Below are 22,306 nucleotides of genomic sequence, written 5' to 3' on the forward strand. Positions count from 1 at the left end.
AAGTCATGACCACTCATCAAATTGCTGTGTTTAGTGCCAAGTCATACGATGAACGCTTTTTATTGCAAGCATCTGTGCCTGCGATTCAATTCATTTGTCATGAGGTCAGGCTGAATCCATCAACCGCCGTGCTGGCAAAGGGGTATGAGATTGTCAGTGCCTTTGTGAATGATGATTTGAGTCGGGAAACATTACATACGCTAGCAGAAGGTGGTACACGACTAATTGCTTTGCGCTGTGCGGGTTATAATCAGGTCGATCTTATGGCTGCACATGAATTGGGTATTAGTGTAGTTAATGTACCGGCATATTCGCCTTATGCTGTAGCTGAACACACTATTGCGATGATGCTGTCATTAAGCCGCAAAATTCCTCGTGCCTATAACCGTGTCCGCGATGGTAATTTTTCTCTGGATGGTTTACTCGGCTTTGATTTTTACCAAAAGAAAGTTGGGATAGTCGGTGGCGGAAAAATTGGTTTATTGGTGGCTGACAGAATGCGGGCATTTGGTTGTGAGGTGATTGTTTATGAGCCTGTTAATTCTCAACACTGTATAAAGCAAGGATTTCAAACATCTGACTTAACAACACTTATTGAAACGTCAGACATTATCAGCCTGCATTGTCCGTTAACCAGTGATACCCGTTATATGATCAATCATGACAGCATCACCAGCATGAAACCGGGCGTCATGTTAATTAATACCAGTCGCGGCGCTTTGATGGATACTCGTGCGGTTTTGGACGGGTTGAAATCAAAACAAATCGGTTATCTGGGCATTGATGTTTATGAACAGGAAGGCAGTTTATTTTTTGAAGATCATTCCCTTGATATTATTCAGGATGATTTATTTCAACGCTTATTAACCTTTCCAAATGTATTAGTGACAGGGCATCAGGCCTACTTCACACAGGAAGCTGTTCAACACATTGCTGAAACAACAGTAACGAATGTGCTGGCTTATCTCAATGGTGAAAGTTTACACAATAGAGTAGGCATGTGACGGCAGTAAAAACACTCTTTGAGCGCATCGAATCAGCGATGCCCGATTTTAAGGCGCGTCCACAACAGATTCAAATGAGCGAGTTTATTGCTCAATCTATGCTTAAACCACCACAGAAAAGGGTAGTAGTCGTTGAAGCTCCAACTGGCGTCGGTAAAACATTGGCCTATCTGACGGGTACTATCCAAACTGCACTTTTACAAAAGAAAACACTGGTCATCAGTACCGCCACGGTGAATTTACAACAACAACTTATTCAAAAAGATTTACCCCAGTTTTCAGCAACACTTGAAGAGCCTATCCGTTTCGTTCAGGTGAAAGGACGTCGCCGTTATGTCTGCCCAAGTAAGTTAAATCAAACCGCCACCACACCTGAGCAACAAACGCTCAATATTGATGTGGATGAAAAGTATCAACAGGTTCTGCATATTGCTCAGGCGAAACAGTTAATGAGTGAGTGGGAGCAGGAACGTTGGGATGGTGACCGCGATAGCCGCCGCGATAAAATTGATGCTGATCTCTGGCAGCAGATATCCACGGACTCTGAAGGCTGTGCAGGAAAGAGCTGTTCCTTTTATATGCGCTGCCCATATTATAAGTTACGTCGTGAAATGACAGCCGCTCAGGTTATTGTGGCAAACCATGATTTAATTTTAAGTGATGCCGATCTTGGCGGCGGTCTCGTCTTACCAAACCCTGAAGAAATTCTTTTTGTATTTGATGAAGCGCATAATTTGCCGCGTAAAGCGCTGGACCATGCGGCCAAAGCATTAAACTTTATTCAGCTTTATCAAACCACCGAAACAGCAGATAGTGTGCTGAAGAAAATCCCATCCGCTTTAGCCTATCGCCAGCATGATTTTGGCTACATGCTATCGGAATTAAGACGTGATCTACCGGCAGTAATCAGCCATCTGCAAACGATTGAGAGTATTTTGCACAGTGATGCTGTGGTGCAGGATTTATTAGAAAAGCATATTAGTGAGCCACGTATTTTCTGGAATAGTCCATTGGTGAATGCGCTATTAATACCGTGTCAGGGGTTATTGCAACGCGCTAATTCCATTTATAAACATTACTCCGTGTTAGCTAAATGGATTAAAGAAGGGTTGGAAAAAACGCAGTTATCCAATAAAGTCGGTGAGGCTTTATTACCGCAGGTCGGAACAGTACAAAATATTTTTGGTTATCTGATTGATTTTATGGCTTTATTTCTTGAGCCTGACCAAGAGGATAGACCACCAAATGTGCGTTGGTTATCAGTGGACACATTTGCTAAACAACAAACCCTGGTTATTCACGCCGGGCCAATGACGGCCGCTTACTTTCTTGATCGCAGTTTGTGGTCACGAGCTTATGGTGTGGTGCTAACCTCAGCGACTTTACGTGGACTGGGCTTATTTCACCGCTTTAGATTAGATTGTGGTTTGCATCGTTTTGATGAACAGCACTTTCTAGCCGTACCATCACCGTTTAACTATCAAAAACAAGCTACCCTCCATATTCCCGATATGCGCTTTCAGCCGAATGAGCAACAACAGCAATGGCAGCAGGAAGTAGTCAAAAAACTCACCGACATCATTGATGTTAATGAGGCGACCTTGGTGTTATTTACCTCAAAGCTGGTGATGGAAGCGGTGTATCGACAATGTCCGGCAGCGATTACTGCGATAACCATGGTGCAAGGGGATAGCTTGTCCCCTAAAAACATGGTGAACCGTCATATCCGACAGATTGAGTCTGGTAAAGGCAGTATTATTTTTGGTTTGGATCGTTTTGCTGAAGGGGTGGATCTTCCAGGGCATTTATGTACGCATGTCATCATTACAAAATTGCCTTTCCCAGTGTTCACCAGACCTATCGAACAAGCAAAACAAGAGTGGATTATTCGTAAAGGTGGTCAACCTTTTACAGCACTGTCTCTGCCTGCAGTTAGTGTAAAACTGATTCAGGCTTGTGGCAGATTACTAAGAAAGGAAACAGACTCGGGAAGAATTACTATTCTTGATAAACGTTTGTTAACAAAGGGTTACGGTAAACAATTGCTCGCGCACTTACCCGATTATCAATTGGAACAGTCATAGTCGGCAACACGACAGGTCATAACTTCCCGTACAACAGGAAGCGCTTCCCTTATCAAAAGGATTTTATGTCGAGGCGATTGGGAGATTCTGCTGCATCTATTCCATCCTCATTACTCTATTCTATTTCCTAAGCTAAATAGTTACTGAGCTACTGATTTTTAATTAAACCTGAGGAAGGAATCTGATCATGAAAAAAACAACATTTGTTGCTTTAACTGCGTTGAGTTTTGTTGTGGCACCTGCATTTGCTGATATTGAAAACAGAACATTTTCTGAGCAATTACAATTACAAAAAACACAACTGCGTCCACAGGCATTTAACTTTTTCTCAGATCGCTACATACAAGTTCAAGCGATGAAAAAACCAGTTACTCTGAGCTTTAAAGAGCAGTTGGACAGCCAAAAATCATTACTGCGTAAACAACAGTTTAACCCAATCAGTGATGCTTATTTACAGACGCACGCTCGTCAGTCATAAGAGCATCTTGAGTAAAACAAAAAACCCGGCAAAAGCCGGGTTTTTTTATGCGCTTTATTCAGTACGGCTAGTGACTTCTAGCAAGTGATAACCAAACTGTGTTTTTACTGGGCCCTGAACGGTTTTGACAGGAGCTGAAAAAACAACTTTATCAAATTCTGGCACCATCATTCCTGGGCCAAACTCACCTAAGTCACCGCCTGAACGGCCAGAAGGGCATGAAGAGTGTTCTTTAGCAACATCAGCAAAATCGGCACCTTGTTCGATTTCACGTTTAAGTTCTAAACAGATTTCTTCACTATCTACCAGGATGTGTCTTGCTGTTGCTTTAGCCATGTTAACTCTCTTTTTGAAATAAAACGGTCATTATATCAGCTTCAGGCAAACTTACGCAGGCGGCTCAGTAAGGCCTGAGCAGTCACTTCTGATGACTGTGGATTCTGTCCGGTAATTAATAAACCATCCTCACAGCAGAATGGAGCCCAGTCATCGGCTTTATGATAATAACCACCGGCATCTTTTAATTCATCTTCCAGTAAAAATGGGACGACATCAGTGAGTCCTACCGCATCTTCTTCGGAGTTTGAAAAACCGGTTACAGACAAGTTTTTAACAAGAGGCTCTTCAGTCAGGGTTTTTACATTGAGTAACACGGCTGGGGCATGGCAGACTGCTGCAACAGGCTTATCTTGAAATATGAATTGTTGAATCAATTCAATCGACTTTTCTGAGACGCTAAGATCCCACAGAGGCCCATGTCCACCAGGGTAGAAAACAGCATCATAATCATCAGCTCGAATACTGTCTAAAACTAATGTACTGGCGAGCGCTGTCTGTGCTTCTTTGTCCTGCTTAAAGCGTTTTGTCGACTCTGTTTGTGAGTCTGGATCGTCACTTTTTGGATCTAATGGCGGCTGACCACCTTTAGGACTTGCCAGCGTGATATCAACGCCAGCGTCTTTGAACACATAATAGGGAGAGGCAAATTCTTCTAACCAGAAGCCTGTTTTTTTACCTGTATCACCTAAGGTATCGTGAGATGTCAAAATCATTAAAATTCGCATGGTTCTCCCTTTTTTATATGTATTGATGGGTTATGAATGGGTATCTACTACTAACATATGCGTAGCACCTTTCTGGAATTGATAATCAACGAGATGCTGCTGAAGTTTGTGACCCCGTTGTATTAATTCTTTACTTATTAAGCCTAGATGAGGAGAGGGGGTATTGTCCAACCCAATCAACGGATACACTCTGACTTGCCTCGCAACGCGGCACAACTCAAGCATGGCTTGCTGATGAAACTCAAGGTCAAAATGTTCGCTATATAAAAACAAAAGTGTGAACATAAGGCCAAATCAAATTGCTTATCTTCAAATGGTAGATGAGGTAGTTCAGCATTGATGTAAAACGGCGAGCTTGTTGGCAGGGCATAATCTGCTAAGAATAATTGCATGGCAGTCATGCGTTGTTGGTACAAGGTGTCAGGATCTGAAAATGTCTGCCAGATAAATTGATTTTGGTGTTCGCGAACTTGTCTAATCACATCTGGCGCTACTTGCTCTATGCGCTGATGGATTTGCTCAGCGTTGAATTGATATAAAGGGTCTACAGAGGTGACATTTATACCTTTTAGTCTGGCTTCGAGATTAAAACTGGCTGGTCCGTCACTGCAGCCAAGAATAGATTGCTGAAAATCATCGTCGTTGAGCATAAACATACGTTGATATTCCAGCAGATTACGACCCCATGGTACGACTTTATCTAATTTCATTCTGTTGTAGATTTTTATTTATCAGGAGGAATTAGATGTCTGCTGACGAGATTTGTTTCCATCCATTTGTAAATAGGATAGGGGACAGAAAAACTAAACATTTATTCAGAGATAATCAGGGTGATATCTTCAAAACCAATTTCATCACCGCCTACAATTTTTCTGCGTTTTCGTGTTTCCAGTTCACCATTTACAGAAACAAGGCCTTGCTCAATAAGTAGTTTGGCTTCAGCACCACTTGCCGCGATACCCTCAAACTTCAGGACTTTATACAACTCAACCGGCGTAGAGGTGAGTTCGACTTCGATTGTTTGAGACATAATGAACTCTTATAAAAAAAGAATCATGATAAAGCTTATCTGTGACAGTGTGATAACGATTTCTTAAATAAAACGCATTAAATCTTTCAGTAGTGTGAATCAGGTCGCGCACTATTAACTTGTCTTCTTTTATATTGCTCTAATTAACACGGAGTAATTATGGATGAAACTACTGGTTAATTTAATACAAATTCTCATTATCGGTGTCATCGTTTACCCCATTTATTATGTATGGGAGACACAACATATTGATAATTTCTGCAGAGAAATTACACCAGGAATGTCAGATAAGAGATTGATTAAATTAGTTAAAGAATATCACGTTGCTTTAGATGGACTGGATGAGAGTGGGGCCGAAAAAGGCAAGTGGTTGGCCCAAGTCAAAGCGAAGTCATCGTTTTCTAATTACCGTTGTGAGATTGGTGGAATAGCAAACAAAGTGGCGCATGCCAGCATTATGGAAGAGTAATAGACACCATACCTATTCGATATGGTGTCTATTTGTAAGATTAGGTGCCGACGTAGTTAATCAAAATACCAGCGGCGACTGCAGAGCCGATAACACCGGCGACATTAGGTCCCATCGCATGCATTAACAGGAAGTTATGTGGATCAGACTCTAAACCAAGCTTATTAGACACACGTGCCGCCATAGGTACAGCAGATACACCGGCTGAGCCAATTAATGGATTAATCGGTTCCTTAATGAGTTTATTCAGTATTTTTGCCATGATCACACCTGAGGCGGTACCAATAGCAAATGCCGCCATACCTAACACCAAAATACCCAGCGTCTGTAAATCCAGGAATTTATCTGCACTTAGCTTGGAGCCAACTGCTAAACCTAAAAAGATTGTTACGGTGTTAATCAGCGAATTCTGCGTGGTATTGCTTAAACGATCCACGACAGCACATTCTTTCATTAAATTACCAAAACAGAACATACCGAGTAATGGCGCAGCATCAGGCAATAAAAACGCGACAAGAATGAGTAACACTAACGGAAATACAATTTTCTCACGTTGTGAGACATGACGCTGTTGCACCATTTTGATTTTACGTTCTGACTCAGTTGTCAGGGCACGCATAATCGGCGGCTGAATTAATGGTACTAATGCCATATAAGAGTATGACGCTACAGCAATAGCACCGAGTAAATCCGGAGCAAGCTTACTGGCAACATAAATAGATGTTGGTCCATCTGCACCCCCGATAATCCCTATAGCAGCGGCATCAGCAAGACTAAAGTCAAAAATACCAAAGTGAGCCAGTACCACCGCACCCATTAAGGTAGCAAAAATACCGAACTGGGCCGCAGCACCCAGAAACAGGGTTTTAGGATTGGCTAATAGCGGACCAAAGTCGGTCATCGCACCTACACCCATAAAAATGATCAGTGGAAAGGCGCCACTTTCAATACCGACGGTATAGAAAATATGCAAGATGCCATTACCTTCGGCGAGACCAGCACCGGGAATATTCGCCAACACACCGCCAAAGCCGATGGGAACTAATAATAAAGGTTCGAAGTTTTTCTTGATGGCCAGATATAGCAATAACATGCCGATCAGAATCATGACACCTTGGCCTGGTGTCATTTGGTTTATACCTGTTACTTGCCAGAGATGAAGTAGTTTATCCATGAATTCCCCCAATTAAGCGATAGTTGCCAGCTGATCACCGACTTTGACGGAATCACCTTGTTTAACAGAAATGGATGATACTGTTCCTGATTTAGAGGCCACGATTTGTGTTTCCATTTTCATCGCTTCCAGAATCAAAATAGTGTCACCTTCATTGACTTGCTGACCGACACTGACCTCGACTTTCCAGATATTTCCGGAAAGCGGAGCCGCAACGGGATCACCTTCACCCATTGGGGTAGGTGCCGATGCTGCTGAGGATTCAACATGGCTGATATCACCACCTTCATTTACCTGAACAACATAACTCTGACCATTGACTTTAATGGTGTAAGTTTCTTGTTCCTGGCTTGCTGGGCGAGCAGTTGTTGGCGCGTTATCAATAACGGGAACAGGCTCAAATGCGTCTGAATTATGACGGTTTTTAAGGAATTTAAGCCCGATTTGTGGGAATAGGGCATAAGTTAAAACATCGTCAACCTGCTGTTCACCTTCTGCCAGCTCAATTTTTTCCTCGTCAGCAATAGCAAGAAGCTCGGTAGTGAGCTTTTCCATCTCTGCTTCAATCAGATCCGCAGGACGACAGCTGATAGGCTCCGCGCCTTCGAGAACGCGCTCCTGAAGCTCTTTATTGAATGGCGCTGGTGCGGCACCGTATTCACCTTTTAAGATCCCCGCTGTTTCTGCTGCAATGGTTTTATAACGTTCACCAGTCAACACATTGATAACTGACTGGGTACCAACAATCTGTGATGTCGGTGTGACCAATGGAATAAAGCCCAGGTCTTCACGAACACGGGGAATTTCTTTTAAAACCGCATCCATCTTATCCAGCGCATTTTGTTCGCGCAGCTGACTTTCCATATTGGTCAACATGCCGCCGGGTACCTGAGCAACCAGAATACGTGAATCCACACCACGTAAAGAACCTTCGAACTGCGCGTATTTTTTTCTGACATCGCGGAAGTAGGCGGCGACTTCTTCAAGGAGTTCAATATTAAGACCAGTATCACGGTCCGTATCTTCAAAGATTGCAACAACAGATTCCGTTGCAGAGTGACCATAGGTCATCGACATTGAGGAAATAGCAGAATCAACATTATTAATACCGGCTTCCACACATTTCATAATGGTGGCAGTGGATAAACCAGTGGTAGCGTGTGATTGCATATGAATCGGGATATCAATAGTTTGCTTAAGGCTTTGAACTAATTCATAAGCCACATAAGGCTTAAGCAAACCAGCCATATCTTTGATACATAAAGAGTGGGCACCCATGTCTTCAATACGTTTAGCCATGTCTAACCACAAATTCAGATCATGAACCGGGCTGATTGTGTAGGCGATAGTACCTTGAGCGTGGCGATCATTTTCCAGCACAGCTTTGATTGCTGTTTCCAGATTGCGTGGGTCATTCATGGCATCAAACACGCGGAACACGTCAACGCCATTGATTGCGGCTCTTTCTACAAACTTTCTGACAACATCATCAGCATAGTGACGATAACCTAATAAATTCTGACCACGTAGCAACATTTGCTGACGAGTATTAGGCATAGCTGCTTTAAGTGAGCGAATACGATGCCAGGGATCTTCACCCAGATAACGGATACAGGCATCAAATGTGGCACCGCCCCAGCTCTCTACAGACCAAAAACCAATTTGGTCGAGCTTGTCAGCGATAGGTAACATGTCATCCAGTCTAAGACGGGTAGCGAATAATGATTGATGTGCATCACGTAAAACGACGTCGGTGATGCCAAGTGGTTTTTTAACTTCGGTCATATTCATGGCCTTATTGATTGATTCGAAAAAAGTCTTTAACGCGCTGATTTATTTATGGCGAGAACGAAATTTGTGCACTGCAGCAGAGAGCACAGTGATTAAGTTTTTATCATCGTTAGCATGTTGAGACTGATTCATGGCCGGACTGATGACTGCCGTAGGCGAGGAAATACCTTCTTCAGGTAATACACCCACGTTTTTTTCGTAGCTGGTGATAATGCGTGACATGATCGATGTGACAAACACCAATAATGTCAAAAATATAAATACGAACCCCATGCCGATAAGCATCAGATTCAAACCTTCAGTCATTAAGTTTGAAGTTGTCATTATTATAATCTCTCTCCATTGGTTTTCTTAGGTCATTAAATCAATGACTTACAAAAAAGCAGCCGGCAATTATACCATTGTTGACCCATGAACGAATGACTGTGGCGGAACTCCTTCTTTTTAAAAGAATAATGATAAAAAAAGAGCGTTTGTTGAGACGGTAAGGCATTCATTATCGGTATGATATTTTCCTATCTGTGGAAACCCTGCCAAACTAATAGCAACGATACCAAGCTATAAAAAAGGATATTTATGACACCTGATGAGTCTGATTTCTGGTTTTTGCCACTGGGAGGAACCGGTGAAATAGGCATGAACCTGAACCTCTATGGCCATGATGGCCGTTGGTTAATGGTGGACTGTGGTGTTACTTTTGAAGCAAAAACCGATATCGATGGGGAGCCGGTTGAAGGCGCACAAGCTCATGTGCAGATGGCTGATCCACAGTTTATTGTTGATCGCAAAGAACAACTCGATGGGCTAGTGATAACCCATGCCCATGAAGATCATATCGGTGCCGTGCCTTATTTATGGGAACGATTTCGTTGTCCTATCTACACAACGGCTTATACGGCCGAAATCTTACGCAGAAAACTAGCTGAAGCCGGATTAATCAAAAAAGTTAAAGTCCATATTGTTGAGGCTCAGGCATCAAGACAGATAGGGGTGTTTAATGTGCAGTGGATTCAACTGACACACTCCATCCCTGATCCGTTTGCTTTATTGATTACAACTCCTGCAGGCAAAGTATTTCATACCGCTGACTGGAAGCTTGATTCCGCGCCAGTTGTCGGGGAGGCATATAAGGAAGATGATTATGCCCGACTGGGTGAGCTGGGTGTTGATGCAATGGTCTGTGATTCGACTAATGCTAATGTACCAGGCTGGTCAACGTCTGAAGCATCATTATATAAAGGCCTGAAACATCATGTGGAGCAAGCGAAAGGGCGAGTCGTTGTTACCTGCTTTGGCAGTAATATTGCCCGCTTGAGAACGGTGGCTGATATTGCTAAAGAGACAGGGAGACATCTCGGTTTATTGGGACGTTCATTATTAAATACCTATTCTGCAGCAAAACGCGTCGGTCTGTGGAGTGGTATTGAAACCTTTGTTGATCCGCATCACTTAGGTTTTCTGCCACGAAATACGGTTTTGTTAGTGGCAACCGGTAGTCAGGGTGAACCAAGAACAGCGTTAAACCGACTCAGTCAAAACAGTTTTCGAGATATTGAACTGGAAGCCGGTGATACCGTTATTTTCAGTTCTAAAGTGATTCCTGGAAATGAACTACCGATTGAGGCGTTAATTGAACGACTTAAAGCAATGCAGGTAGATGTGATTACTGTGGATAATAGTCGCCTGGAAATCCATGCTTCGGGTCACCCGGCTATGGAAGAACTAAAGGCTATGTATCGTTGGGTCAAACCAGCGTGTGCTATTCCTGTTCATGGAGAGTTTCAACATTTGAGAGCGAATGCCAGACTGGCAAAATCAGTTGGCGTTCCGGAGCAACTTGAAGGGAAAAATGGTGACTTATATTACATAGCACCAGTGAAAGGAATCCGCCGTGGTGCAGTAAAAACAGGCCGATTGGGCCTTGTTCAGGATAAGCTGAAAAAATTGTTTTAATCACATTGTTATAAAACAGCGATAAGCTAGCAAAATGATAGAAGAACTGAGACGGTTTATACGCCACCCAAGCAGCGTGCCTATTCAGGTTAAGTTAGGAGAGCAGCATCAGCAACGTTCGCTGAAAGATGTCAGTAAAGGTGGCCTGTGTTTTAGCTCACCTAAGCCCATGCCTTCTGGCAGTCTGGTTGAGGTTAATATTCTTGCCTGTAAACCGGGGTTTAAGGCAAAAGGTATTGTCTGTTGGTGCAAAACAGAAGGAAATGAATATTTGGTTGGTATTAGTTTTCAGAATAAGGCGATTACCTATGCTCTCAGAATGGTTGAGCAGATTTGTTATATCGAAGATTATAGAAAACGTATCAGCGCTAAAACAGGACGTCAGTTAACGAGTGATGAAGCAGCTTTAGAGTGGATCCAGAAATATGCAGCAGATTTCCCGGCGTTGAATGAGTAGCTTCTATCAGGCTTTTGCTTCGAACCGTTGTGAGCGGCGATCAGAGGAAACACGACGTTCGATAAAGGGTCTTTGATTTCGCTTTCGACGATCATAACGTTGTCTGCGATCGCTATCATTGGGTGTTTTCGTTTCCTGAGCAGCAGGGCGAGCTGGTTCAACCTGTGATGGCGCACTAATAGTAATCATCGTATTGTGATAAAGCCTAGGTATCTCGTTCATGTCTCTAAAGATGAAAGTTATATACACTAACTATCGGATTGATTTTAATAAGCTTTAGAAATTATTTTGTGTCGGCATATTCCATCTGAAATTGGCCGTTTTTAATACGGGACTTATTGTCTAAAGAGTACTGATAAAGGTATGCCCAGGCACGGAATATCTTGATATCAGTAGTATCAGGCTGGATGTTGATTAGTTGGCGTTGGTATTCGTGTGGCTCAGGGAAAGATGAAGAGCATTCTTCATAATCATCCAGTTGACTAAGCACCCAGCTGGCATTAGAAACCTTATACAATTCGCCATAAACGATGTCGTCTTTGTTGTCAGATAAAATGGCGCCCGGATAATAGTCAATAAGATAGAGCTGACCTTGCATAGAGGCACGACAAATAAACTCACTATGTTTGACAAGCAACTGTGCCATTGAGTGATTTGTTTCTTTCATCAATGTGCCGTACACAAATAAATAGGTATTTTGTTCAATCATTACTTTATTAATCTTTTTTATCTATATGATAAATATAACAAACTATAGGTTTTAAGGTGAGCGAAAAATTAAAGATTGGCCTGGCTTTAGGCAGTGGAGCAGCTCGTGGCTGGGCGCATATTGGTATTATCAGGCAGTTAGAAAAACTGGGCATCATTCCCGATATTGTAACTGGTACGTCAATAGGTGCTTTGGTTGGTGCAGCCTATGTAGCCAATAATATCGATAAGCTTAATGACTGGGTACTGCAATTAGATAAGTTGAAAACTGCTCAGTACTTTGCCATTAATCGCTCACTACAAGGCTTTGTTAATAAAAACCGCCTACGTAGTTTTCTTGATGAATATGTGGTGGATCAGAATCTGGATATAGAATCTGTACAAATCCGTTTTGCTACCGTTGCAACAGATTTATACAACGGCCGTGAAGTCTGGAACATGCGTGGCAATATGATGGATGCTGTGTGGTCGTCCATGTCCTTACCTGGCTTATTCCCGGCAATAAAACACAATAATCGTTGGTTAATTGATGGCGGATTGGTTAATCCCGTGCCTGTGTCATTATGTCGGGCCATGGGGGCTGACGTGGTTATTGCTGTGAACCTTAACAGTGGCATTGTGGGCAAACATTTCAGAATGGATGTTGATGACAGCGAACCTGAAACAACACTTGATACACCAACAAGCTGGACAGGAAAAGTCGGCAATATGGTAGCCGACTATACCAATAATCTATTTCCTAAACGTCGAGAACAAAAAGAAGAAGCTCCCGCCTTATTAGATGCCATTGCGGCATCTATTAATATTACTCAGGACCGGATTACTCGCAGCCGAATGGCCGGTGATCCGCCAGAAATCATCTTAAATCCACGTCTTTCCCATATTGGGATTCTGGAATTCTATCGCGCAGATGAAGCTATCAAAGAGGGGATTGCATGTGTGAATCGTCAGCAAACGGAACTGAGTTATTATTTGTCTATTGATAAGTAGTTATCTAACAGGGATGTCCCAGTCTTGAAGTTGGCTAAAATAATCACGTAAAAAATCAATCAGAATCCTCACACGGTGCGATAAAAACCGTGTTTGTGGATAGATGGCATAAATACCGATATCTTTCTGAACCAGTGCATTGTCAAGAACGGTCAGCAACTTGCCTGCTTTAATTGCAGAAAAAGCAATAAAATCGGGACTCAAAATTAAACCTTTTCCATCTACACATACATCCCGCAGATATTCACCATTATTTGAAGAAAGCACTGTAGGCAGATTGACAGACATTATCTCCCCTTGATGATCCAGTAATGACCAACTGCTACTGACATGTGAATATTGCAGTTTTACATGACCGTACAGTAAGTCTTCTGTTTTTTCAGGTAAGCCATTTTGAGCAAAGTAGTCAGGGCTGCCACAAATATGGAGGCGGGTAGAGGCCAGTTTACGGGCGATCATGCTGGAGTCAGTTAAATTAGATATACGAATGGCCAAATCTAAACCTTCAGCGACTAAGTCCTGATGTCTGTCACTAAAATCAATATCAAACATTATTTCCGGATGTATCTGATTAAATTCGCGTAGAGCCGGACTCAAGTGCATCAAACCAAAACTGATGGGTGCAGATAATCTGATACGGCCAGATAACGATGTTTGCTCATTGCCTAACGCATTTTCAACCTCATAGATATCATCAAGAATACGAACACAATGCTGGTAGTAACTGCGACCTGCATCGGTAAGCGTTTGTTTACGCGTTGTTCGTTTAAGCAAGCTGATACCTAGTCGTCTTTCTAAATCAGTTAAACGCTTGCTTATAGCAGATTTCACCGTATTCATCTGTTCTGCGGCTTTAGTGATACTGCCAGCTTCAACCACCCGCACGAAACACTGCATTTCTTCTAATTGACTCATTGTTATTGTTCTTTATTTGGTAACAATAAGTTCATTAATACACTGTTTTATAAAAATATGGAAACAATAAACTGTGAACCATAGAAATAACACAGTAAAAGGAAAAAAGATGAACGCAGTAACAGGGGTATCAATAGTAACGGGTCGGTTTTTATTAAGCCTGATGTTTATTTCAGCCGGTATAGGAAAGCTCGGTGCAGGTTATGAAGCAACACAGGGTTATATGAGCATGATGGGGGTACCTACATCACTATTACCACTAGTCATTGCCACAGAAATTTTAGGCGGTCTGGCCATTTTATTTGGCTTTAAAACACGTATTGCAGCGTTTTTGTTAGCAGGGTTTACGGTGATTGCAGCAGCTATTTTCCACAGTAATTTTGCCGACCAAATGCAAAGCATTTTGTTTATGAAAGATTTAGCCATTGCCGGTGGATTGTTGTTACTGGTGGGGAATGGTGCGGGTAATTTAGCTATCGACAATATCAAGTAATTCATAGAAAACAGGAGAATAAACATGAATAACACGATTTTACATATCAATAGTAGTGAACGTTTTCAGGACTCTGTAACACGTCAGGTATCTGCTGAACTGGTATCAGCATTACAAAAACAATCTGGTTTTGTGATCAAATCACGTGATTTAGCGAAAGGTATTCCTTTCATCAATGAAGATTGGATCCACGCCAATTTCACTGACCAAGAGCAACGTACCGAACAAAACAAGCAGGCGTTAAAAACGTCGGACCAATTAGTAGAAGAGTTGCAGGATGCCGATATTCTGGTAATTGCATCGCCTATCTATAACTTTAGTGTGCCAGCAGTGTTAAAGGCCTGGATAGATCAAGTTGCCAGAGCAAAAGTTACGTTTCGTTACACTGAAAATGGGCCTGAAGGTTTGCTGAAAGCGAAAAAAGCCTACATGGTCATGGCTTCCGGCGGCGTACCTCTGGGAAGTGAAGTGGATTACGCTTCTACTTATTTGAAGCTGATAATGAATTTTCTGGGTATTGAGGATGTCATTGTGGTGGATGCCGGCAGTCTGATTCAGGAAACAGAAACATTGACACAAAAAGTTGCTGATCTCATCAGCTAATATTTATCAGGAGAATGTGATGACTCAGACAAGGGAATTAAGACAAATCATCAACGGAGACAGGGTCTCAGATGGTGCAGGTGTACAGCTTACTCGTATTATCGGCTCACCACAGCTCAATATGCTTGACCCTTTTCTGATGTTTGATGCCTTTGGTTCAGATAAACCTCAGGACTATATTGCTGGCTTCCCACCACATCCACACCGTGGCTTTGAAACGGTGACCTATATGTTAGAAGGGCGTATGCGTCACGAAGACAGTGCGGGTAATGCCGGAGTCATTGAAACAGGTGGTGTGCAATGGATGACGGCAGGTAAAGGAATTATCCATTCTGAAATGCCAGAGCAGAAAGAAGGACGTTTAGCAGGCTTTCAATTGTGGGTGAACTTGCCGGCAAAAGAAAAGATGAATGAGCCCAAGTATCAGGAGTTTGGTGCTGAGCAGATTCCGGTAGCCAGATTAGACAATGGCACCGAAATCAAGGTCATTGCTGGTCAGACAGATAGTGGCGTTAATGGTGTGATTGATAACCCGTTTGTTAATCCTCTATACCTGCATGTTTTTTTACCTGCAGGAGTCACGTTTGAGCATACAGTGAAGGAAACGGACAACACGTTCCTGTATCTGATGAAAGGTCAGATACAGGTCGGCGATAAACAGCGACCACTTAATGCTGGCCAACTCGCCGTATTGGAGACCGGATCAAAAGTGCGAGTCAACAGTGAACGTGATACGGAGTTTGTGCTTGTATCAGGACAGCCTTTGAATGAACCTATTGCCAGAGGCGGTCCGTTTGTGATGAACACGCGCGAGCAGATTGAACAAGCTTTTGATGATTATCGTCATGGCCGGTTCGCTTAAGTTTTGTTTGTTTGACTAAGAAAAAGCCACTGATTCGTCAGTGGCTTTTTTGTTTAAGTATTTTTTAAGTTACAAAGATTAATCTTTGCCAAAATTAATTTGGTCGAGGTTTACCATGCGTCGTGCAATTCCTTCTCAGTATTTAGTCTTATTGTTCTCAGTACTTCTGATGCTTGCTTATAACAATGGCTTGTGGGCAGGCATTGTTCAGGCGAATCAGTTAATCACTAAACATAATCTGTTGTTCTTAGGTTCTTGCGCCATCTTTATGACGGCGTTGTTTAATCTGATATTTAATTTGGTGTCATCCAGGCACCTGATAAAACCAGTATTGATTTTCATTGTGTTGTGTTCTGCTGCAGCCAGCTATTTTATCGATAGCTATGGTGTACATATCGACAGCTCGATGATTCAAAACGTGTTAGAAACCGATGCCGCAGAAACAAAGGAATTATTGAGTAAAGATTTTATTATTCATTTCTTGCTATGGGGTGTTTTTCCAGCATTTTTGATAGCTAAAGTACGGATTGCTCACGTCCGCTGGACAAAGCAATTATTGATGAGTTCGTTTTCTATCACCATGAGTATTTTAGCGATGGGATTGGTCGCTGCCTTTTTCTATCAGGATTACGCGTCGACATTCCGAAATCATCGCGATTTACGTTATTTAATTAATCCGACCAGTTATATTTATGCGGTCACTAAAATTGCCAAACAGCAATTTGCAGAGGCGGATAAACCATTAATCCCTATTTCACAAAATGCCGCACTTGGCAGCTTAGCGCATGAGAAAAAGCATCGCACAGTGACAGTGATGGTCGTCGGTGAAACAGCGAGAGCAGAATCATTTCATCTGAATGGTTATGAACGTGAGACAACACCAGAGTTAGAGAAAACTAACAGCCTGTATTTTAATAATGCCTCGTCTTGTGGCACAGCCACGGCGACGTCAGTGCCATGTATGTTCTCACAGTTTTCTCGTGATGATTATGACGATGAAAAAGGCCATGGTTATGAAAGTGTGCTGGACGCTATTTCCGCTGCAGGTGTCAAGGTAAGTTGGTTGGATAATAACAGCGGCTGTAAAGGCGTGTGTGATCGTGTAGAACACCAGAAAGTGACTGACGTTAATCTGACAGATTTATGTCCCGATGGTGAGTGTTATGACGAAGTATTACTGACTAATCTAAAAGCACTGGTTGCTAAGTCAGATGATGATCAATTAATTGTATTGCATCAGAAGGGCAGTCATGGTCCGGCCTACTTTAAGCGGGTACCAGCGGCATTTGAGAAGTATAAACCGCTATGTCAAACCTCAGAACTACAAAAATGTTCGAATGAGGAACTAAGAAATGCTTATGACAATACGATTTTATATACCGATCATGTGTTGGCTCAACTGATTCATTATCTTGATAATTTATCTTCGCAATCAATTGATACTGCCATGATTTATGTATCAGACCATGGTGAGTCTTTAGGTGAACACAATATATATCTACACGGCACCCCTTATTTTGCTGCACCTAGTCAGCAAACCCATGTACCGATGGTGGTGTGGTTGTCAGATAACTATGAACGTGACTATCACATTGACCCAGTATGTATGAAAAATGAAACTGGCAAAGCGGTCAGCCATGACAATATTTTCCATTCATTATTAGGAATGAATAATGTCTTACTGCCAGGTAAATATGATCCAGATTTAGATATCTTTGCCAGCTGTCAGCATAGCTAAATCTATGCTGAATCATTTAGTACGTTTGTGGGGGCTGTATTTTGTTTTGATGGCTATTATTGCTGTCACAGAACTGGATAAGTTAGTGGTTACCATCTGGTATCAGCTTGAAGGTGGGCAATGGCAACTAAAGCATTATTGGCTGACACAAACGTGGTTGCATGATGGCGGTCATGACCTGGCAGTACTCCTGTTTATCGCTGTATTACTAAGCTATGTAGTCAGTGTAGGAACAGGTTATTTATCACGATATCGTCATGCTTTAGCGTATCTAAGTATCAGTATTCCTGCATCGACACTCACGGTAAGTGCTATAAAAAGGCTGACCCAGGTTGATTGTCCCTGGTCTGTGATGGAATTTGGCGGGGAACGACCTTATCAGTTTTGGCTGCATAGTCTATGGTCGCCGCTGCAAGGCGCAGATCATTGTTTTCCGGCAGGTCATGCAAGTTCTGCCTATATGTTTTTTGGTTTGTATTTTGTCAGCACACAACTTTTTCCTCAGCAGGCCAGGAAAGTGCTATATGGCGTCATCGTTGCTGGCGTCATTTTCGGTGTAGCCCAGCAGTTACGTGGGGCGCATTTCATCAGTCATGACATCACTTCGGCATTTATCTGTTGGACAGTCTCCTGCTTGTTATGGCGGTTCTGGCCGGTTCAGCAACTCAAACTGGGAAAATTTGATAAATAGATTGATCTTAGTCATTTCAGTTATTTCGTCATTGTGTATTATTAGAAGTAGTGTTTATTCCAATCACTCTTCATCAATAAAGAAAACACATGCTGCGATTACGAAATTTGATTCTGTTACTAATATTGGTTGCCGTCGCTGCAGCCAGCTATTACTGGAAGTCTGAACAAGAGCTGAGTTTACCCAGTGGCTTTGCCGCAGGAAATAGCCGAATTGAAGCAACTGAAGTCGATGTGGCGACAAAAACAGCGGGTAAAGTTGAACAAATTGAGGTGAATGAAGGTGACTGGGTCACCCAAGGTCAAATTCTGGCCGTGATGGATACCGAACAAGCTGAGGCGAGTCTGGCAGTAGCTAATGCCAATCTTAATAAAGCGAATGAGTCTAAAAAATATGCACAGGCCATTCTGGCGCAGCGACGCAGTGAAGTTACTCTGGCAAAGAAAGAGCTTGAACGTACTCAGGCATTGGTAAAAAAAGGCCATCTTAGCCAAGAGGTCATGGATCAAAAAGAAACACAAAAAGCGACTGCACAAGCTGCCATGCAAGCAGCATCAGTACAAGTTGCTGAAGCACAAGCAGCGATTGAAGCCGCCAAAGCCGAGGTAACAAAAGCACAGGTGGTGATAGCTGATAGCCAACTTACCACGCCTCGTAACGGCCGGGTTCTTTATCGCCTGGCAGAGCCCGGCGAAGTGCTTCCTGCAGGCGGTAAAGTCATTACACTTATTGATGTCAGTGATGTTTATATGTATCTGTTTTTACCCACAGACCAAGCAGGGCAAACTCGTGTAGGTGCAGAAGCGCGAATCGTCATTGATGCTTATCCGGATTTTTCTATTCCTGCCCATGTGTCGTTTGTGGCACCTCAAGCTCAGTTCACGCCTAAATCCGTTGAAACGGAAGAAGAGCGTCAAAAGCTTATGTTCCGGGTAAAAGTGAAAATTGAAGAAGGCGTATTAAAAAAATATGCAGAGCAGGTCAAAACCGGGGTGCCTGGCGTGGCGTATATCAAGTTAGATGATAAAGCACAGTGGCCAGAGAAAGTGCCACCACTCATTACATACTGATCTGCCAATGCCTGCAGGAATTGTTATCAGCCTGAAAGATGTCAGTCACCAGTATGGTGATACACAGGCATTAAAGGATGTGACGCTGGATATCCCTTCCGGTCAACGCGTTGGCTTTATCGGTCCTGATGGCGTCGGCAAATCAACCTTATTAGGTCTTATCGCCGGCGTAAAAAAAGCTCAAAGTGGTCAGTGTCAGGTTCTGGGTGCTGATATTCAAGACAATAAACAACGTACAGAGATTTGTTCACGAATTGCTTATATGCCGCAAGGTCTTGGCAAAAATCTGTATATGACCTTATCGGTACATGAAAACCTGCTGTTTTTTGCCCGTTTATTTAGTTTAGCTGCTGACGAGCGTGAACAGCGTATCAATCTATTATTAAAAAGTACTGGTCTGAGCGAGTTTCGTGATCGTCCTGCCGGGCAGTTATCCGGTGGCATGAAGCAAAAACTAGGATTATGCTGCGCTTTAATTCATAACCCGGATCTGTTGATTCTTGATGAACCGACGACGGGTGTAGACCCCTTATCGCGGCGTCAGTTCTGGACGCTTATTGACCGGATTCGTGCTCAACGACCGCAAATGAGTGTATTGATTGCAACGGCTTATATGGATGAAGCGGCTGAGTTTGATTTCCTTATTGCCATGGATGATGGTGTGGTTATGGCCACTGGCAGTCCAGAAGCTCTTATCAAACAAACGGGACAAGACGATCTCGATCAAGCGTTTATTGCGTTATTACCTGAAGAAAAACGGCAAGGGCACAAAACTGTCACGGTGCCACCACGGCAGCAGTCAGAAAAAATTGCTATTTCGGCGAGAGATTTATCAAAGACATTTGGCGACTTTACTGCAGTCAATAAAGTGAACTTTGAAATAGAACGCGGTGAAATATTTGGTTTTCTTGGTTCTAACGGTTGCGGTAAAACTACCACGATGAAAATGTTAACGGGCTTATTACCAACAAGCTCAGGTGAAGCTCGTTTATTTGGTGAACAAGTTGATGCCAATGATATGGCAACTCGTCGCCGCGTCGGCTTTATGTCACAAAGCTTTTCCTTATATGAAGAGCTTTCAGTCAGTCAAAATCTGTTTTTGCACGCCCGCTTATTTGATTTGGCTCAGGATTATCAACACAAGCGTGTTGAAAAATTATTGAATGACTTTGATCTTGAGCGTTATCAGAAGCAGTCAGCGAAGGACTTACCTTTGGGGATTCGCCAGCGTTTATCACTGGCAGTGGCAATTATTCATGAGCCCGAAATTTTAATTCTCGATGAACCCACATCGGGCGTCGACCCAGTGGCTCGTGATGGTTTCTGGGAGCTATTAATCGGTCTATCGCGTGAGCAGGGCGTCACCATCTTTGTTTCAACGCATTTTATGAATGAAGCGCAACGCTGTGATCGGATTTCATTAATGCATGCGGGTAAAGTCCTTGCTACCGACTCACCGGACGCTTTATGCAAAACAAAAGGCTTAGAGACTTTAGAAGAAACGTTCATTGCCTATTTGACGGAGCAACAAGCAGACGATAGCGATGACAGTCAGCTACTCGCTGAAAATACACTTGCCGAACAACAAAATAACAAAAAGCAAAAAAGTTTTTCATTGACCCGTCTACTGGCGTATAGCTTGCGTGAGACATTAGAAATTGCCCGTGATCCTGTCCGTCTGGTATTTGCTTTTTTAGGTACGGTGATTTTGATGTTTGTGTTGGGCTACGGCATCAGTCTTGATGTCGAGGATATCCCGTTCGCGGTGATGGATCGCGATCAGTCACCTGAAAGTCGCGATTATATTCAAAGCCTTGCTGGCTCACGTTACTTTGACGAAAAGGCACAGATTCTGACAGATCGCGAAATGGATGAGCGAATGCGCAGTGGTGATATCAGTATGGCGATAGAAATTCCGCCAGACTACGGCAAAGATATGCGTCATGGTCAACAACCTAATGTGAGTGTTTGGGTTGATGGTTCCATGCCATATCGTGCTGAAACCATAAAGGGCTATATTCAGGGCTTCCATCTTCGTTATTTATCAGAATTGAGTATCCGCCAGCTTGGAATCAAAGCATCACCCAGTTATCAGCTTATATCGCGTTATCGCTACAACCCACAGGTTGAAAGTCTGATATCAATGGTCCCCGGTGTATTACCGATATTGTTGTTGATGATTACCTCGATGCTGACTGCATTATCGATTGTGCGTGAAAAAGAACTGGGATCTATCACTAATTTTTACGCGACACCGGTTAACAGACTTGAATTTCTGATGGGTAAACAGTTGCCCTATATCGTGATTGGCATGATGAACTTTCTGATGCTGATGTGGCTGGTGTATATGGTCTTTGATGTGCCTTTAACCGGCAGTTTTTGGGCATTACTGGTGGGGACCTTTCTTTATATCGTTGTGGCCACATGTATGGGGCAGTTTATTTCTGCCTTTACCAAAACGCAGATTGCGGCCATCTTTCTGACGATGATCGCCAGTATTGTGCCTTGTGTGAATTATGCCGGACTGATTAATCCGATTAATTCACTTGAAGGGGCGGGTTATGTAGTTGGCCATATCTACCCGGCTTCATATTATTTGCTGATTTGCCGGGGCGCCTTTACTAAAGGCTTGGGCTTTGATGAATTAAACGAATTTTATTGGCCGATGGGCTTAGCTATTGTTGTTTTGATGTGCCTGAGTTTATTACTACTCAAAAAGCAGGATAAATAAG

Annotated in this window: 24 protein-coding genes; 14 read left to right on the top strand and 10 right to left on the bottom strand. The window is 42.8% G+C overall.

Features of this window, described 5'->3' with window-relative positions; genetic code table 11:
- The first annotated feature begins 5 nt into the window (after positions 1-5).
- The 3 genes from BM232_RS10290 (at position 6) to BM232_RS10300 (ending at position 3,566) form a co-directional block, all read left to right on the top strand.
- Positions 6-1,004: a 2-hydroxyacid dehydrogenase gene (locus BM232_RS10290; protein WP_091714300.1), complete on the top strand. Its 999-nt coding sequence runs from the start codon at positions 6-8 to the stop codon at positions 1,002-1,004.
- On the top strand, positions 1,001-3,088 hold the full coding sequence (gene dinG / locus BM232_RS10295; protein ID WP_091714303.1) for an ATP-dependent DNA helicase DinG: 2,088 nt from the start codon (positions 1,001-1,003) through the stop codon (positions 3,086-3,088). Before BM232_RS10290 ends, dinG begins: the two co-directional genes overlap by 4 nt.
- Positions 3,089-3,275: 187 nt before the next feature.
- Positions 3,276-3,566: a hypothetical protein gene (locus tag BM232_RS10300; RefSeq protein WP_091714305.1), complete on the top strand. Its 291-nt coding sequence runs from the start codon at positions 3,276-3,278 to the stop codon at positions 3,564-3,566.
- A 54-nt stretch (positions 3,567-3,620) separates the two neighbouring features.
- Here the strand turns inward: BM232_RS10300 and BM232_RS10305 are convergent, their stop codons facing one another.
- From BM232_RS10305 to BM232_RS10320, 4 genes are all read right to left on the bottom strand, one after another.
- Positions 3,621-3,902 carry a peptidylprolyl isomerase gene (locus BM232_RS10305; RefSeq protein ID WP_091714307.1) on the bottom strand — a complete coding sequence of 94 codons (282 nt, stop codon included), beginning with the start codon at positions 3,900-3,902 and terminating at the stop codon, positions 3,621-3,623.
- A 41-nt stretch (positions 3,903-3,943) separates the two neighbouring features.
- Positions 3,944-4,630 (bottom strand): type 1 glutamine amidotransferase domain-containing protein, encoded by a 687-nt coding sequence (locus BM232_RS10310; protein ID WP_091714310.1) that lies wholly within the window; start codon positions 4,628-4,630, stop codon positions 3,944-3,946.
- A gap of 176 nt (positions 4,631-4,806) precedes the next feature.
- Positions 4,807-5,340, bottom strand: a complete 534-nt coding sequence (locus tag BM232_RS10315; protein WP_245752906.1) for a class I SAM-dependent methyltransferase — start codon at positions 5,338-5,340, stop codon at positions 4,807-4,809.
- 101 nt (positions 5,341-5,441) lie between these two features.
- Positions 5,442-5,660 (bottom strand): RNA-binding S4 domain-containing protein, encoded by a 219-nt coding sequence (locus tag BM232_RS10320; protein WP_091714312.1) that lies wholly within the window; start codon positions 5,658-5,660, stop codon positions 5,442-5,444.
- Between the two features lie 163 nt (positions 5,661-5,823).
- On the opposite strand from BM232_RS10320, the gene BM232_RS10325 reads away from it, so the two are divergent.
- Positions 5,824-6,129 (top strand): hypothetical protein, encoded by a 306-nt coding sequence (locus tag BM232_RS10325; RefSeq protein WP_091714315.1) that lies wholly within the window; start codon positions 5,824-5,826, stop codon positions 6,127-6,129.
- Between the two features lie 40 nt (positions 6,130-6,169).
- Here the strand turns inward: BM232_RS10325 and BM232_RS10330 are convergent, their stop codons facing one another.
- From BM232_RS10330 to BM232_RS10340, 3 genes are read right to left on the bottom strand one after another with little or no spacing between them, the layout of a single operon-like run.
- Positions 6,170-7,303, bottom strand: coding sequence for a sodium ion-translocating decarboxylase subunit beta (locus tag BM232_RS10330; RefSeq protein ID WP_091714318.1), 1,134 nt, complete (start codon positions 7,301-7,303; stop codon positions 6,170-6,172).
- Positions 7,304-7,315: 12 nt separating this feature from the next.
- The gene (gene oadA / locus BM232_RS10335) at positions 7,316-9,088 is read right to left on the bottom strand and encodes a sodium-extruding oxaloacetate decarboxylase subunit alpha (protein ID WP_091714320.1); all 1,773 of its coding nucleotides are present in this window, start codon (positions 9,086-9,088) and stop codon (positions 7,316-7,318) included.
- Positions 9,089-9,136: 48 nt separating this feature from the next.
- Positions 9,137-9,418: an OadG family protein gene (locus BM232_RS10340; protein ID WP_040576204.1), complete on the bottom strand. Its 282-nt coding sequence runs from the start codon at positions 9,416-9,418 to the stop codon at positions 9,137-9,139.
- A 252-nt stretch (positions 9,419-9,670) separates the two neighbouring features.
- On the opposite strand from BM232_RS10340, the gene BM232_RS10345 reads away from it, so the two are divergent.
- Positions 9,671-11,047, top strand: coding sequence for a ribonuclease J (locus BM232_RS10345; protein WP_091714322.1), 1,377 nt, complete (start codon positions 9,671-9,673; stop codon positions 11,045-11,047).
- Positions 11,048-11,081: 34 nt separating this feature from the next.
- Complete coding sequence (locus BM232_RS10350) at positions 11,082-11,504, top strand: PilZ domain-containing protein (RefSeq protein ID WP_091714324.1); 423 nt, start codon at positions 11,082-11,084, stop codon at positions 11,502-11,504.
- A gap of 6 nt (positions 11,505-11,510) precedes the next feature.
- Here BM232_RS10350 and BM232_RS10355 read toward each other — a convergent pair whose 3' ends face one another.
- On the bottom strand, positions 11,511-11,726 hold the full coding sequence (locus BM232_RS10355; protein WP_245752908.1) for a hypothetical protein: 216 nt from the start codon (positions 11,724-11,726) through the stop codon (positions 11,511-11,513).
- A gap of 61 nt (positions 11,727-11,787) precedes the next feature.
- Positions 11,788-12,213, bottom strand: coding sequence for a gamma-glutamylcyclotransferase family protein (locus tag BM232_RS10360; protein WP_091714328.1), 426 nt, complete (start codon positions 12,211-12,213; stop codon positions 11,788-11,790).
- A 56-nt stretch (positions 12,214-12,269) separates the two neighbouring features.
- Between BM232_RS10360 and BM232_RS10365 the strand changes: the two genes are divergently transcribed.
- Positions 12,270-13,202 carry a patatin-like phospholipase family protein gene (locus tag BM232_RS10365; protein WP_091714330.1) on the top strand — a complete coding sequence of 311 codons (933 nt, stop codon included), beginning with the start codon at positions 12,270-12,272 and terminating at the stop codon, positions 13,200-13,202.
- On the opposite strand, the gene BM232_RS10370 is transcribed toward BM232_RS10365, so the two are convergent.
- Positions 13,203-14,117, bottom strand: a complete 915-nt coding sequence (locus BM232_RS10370) for a LysR family transcriptional regulator (RefSeq protein WP_091714332.1) — start codon at positions 14,115-14,117, stop codon at positions 13,203-13,205.
- A gap of 109 nt (positions 14,118-14,226) precedes the next feature.
- Between BM232_RS10370 and BM232_RS10375 the strand changes: the two genes are divergently transcribed.
- From BM232_RS10375 to rbbA, 7 genes are all read left to right on the top strand, one after another.
- Entirely contained in the window at positions 14,227-14,610 is a 384-nt protein-coding gene (locus tag BM232_RS10375) for a DoxX family protein (RefSeq protein WP_091714335.1), read from the top strand.
- A 24-nt stretch (positions 14,611-14,634) separates the two neighbouring features.
- Positions 14,635-15,213: an FMN-dependent NADH-azoreductase gene (locus tag BM232_RS10380; protein WP_091714338.1), complete on the top strand. Its 579-nt coding sequence runs from the start codon at positions 14,635-14,637 to the stop codon at positions 15,211-15,213.
- A gap of 19 nt (positions 15,214-15,232) precedes the next feature.
- The gene (locus BM232_RS10385; RefSeq protein ID WP_091714341.1) at positions 15,233-16,075 is read left to right on the top strand and encodes a pirin family protein; all 843 of its coding nucleotides are present in this window, start codon (positions 15,233-15,235) and stop codon (positions 16,073-16,075) included.
- Between the two features lie 115 nt (positions 16,076-16,190).
- Complete coding sequence (locus BM232_RS10390) at positions 16,191-17,813, top strand: phosphoethanolamine transferase (protein ID WP_091714343.1); 1,623 nt, start codon at positions 16,191-16,193, stop codon at positions 17,811-17,813.
- 4 nt (positions 17,814-17,817) lie between these two features.
- Positions 17,818-18,504: a phosphatase PAP2 family protein gene (locus BM232_RS10395; RefSeq protein WP_091714345.1), complete on the top strand. Its 687-nt coding sequence runs from the start codon at positions 17,818-17,820 to the stop codon at positions 18,502-18,504.
- 89 nt (positions 18,505-18,593) lie between these two features.
- Positions 18,594-19,574 carry an HlyD family secretion protein gene (locus BM232_RS10400; RefSeq protein WP_091714348.1) on the top strand — a complete coding sequence of 327 codons (981 nt, stop codon included), beginning with the start codon at positions 18,594-18,596 and terminating at the stop codon, positions 19,572-19,574.
- Between the two features lie 7 nt (positions 19,575-19,581).
- Positions 19,582-22,305, top strand: a complete 2,724-nt coding sequence (rbbA, locus tag BM232_RS10405; RefSeq protein ID WP_091714350.1) for a ribosome-associated ATPase/putative transporter RbbA — start codon at positions 19,582-19,584, stop codon at positions 22,303-22,305.
- Position 22,306 lies beyond the last annotated feature (1 nt).

The sequence above is a fragment of the Methylophaga sulfidovorans genome, from assembly GCF_900114205.1.
In the GTDB taxonomy this organism is placed as follows: Bacteria; Pseudomonadota; Gammaproteobacteria; order Nitrosococcales; family Methylophagaceae; genus Methylophaga; species Methylophaga sulfidovorans.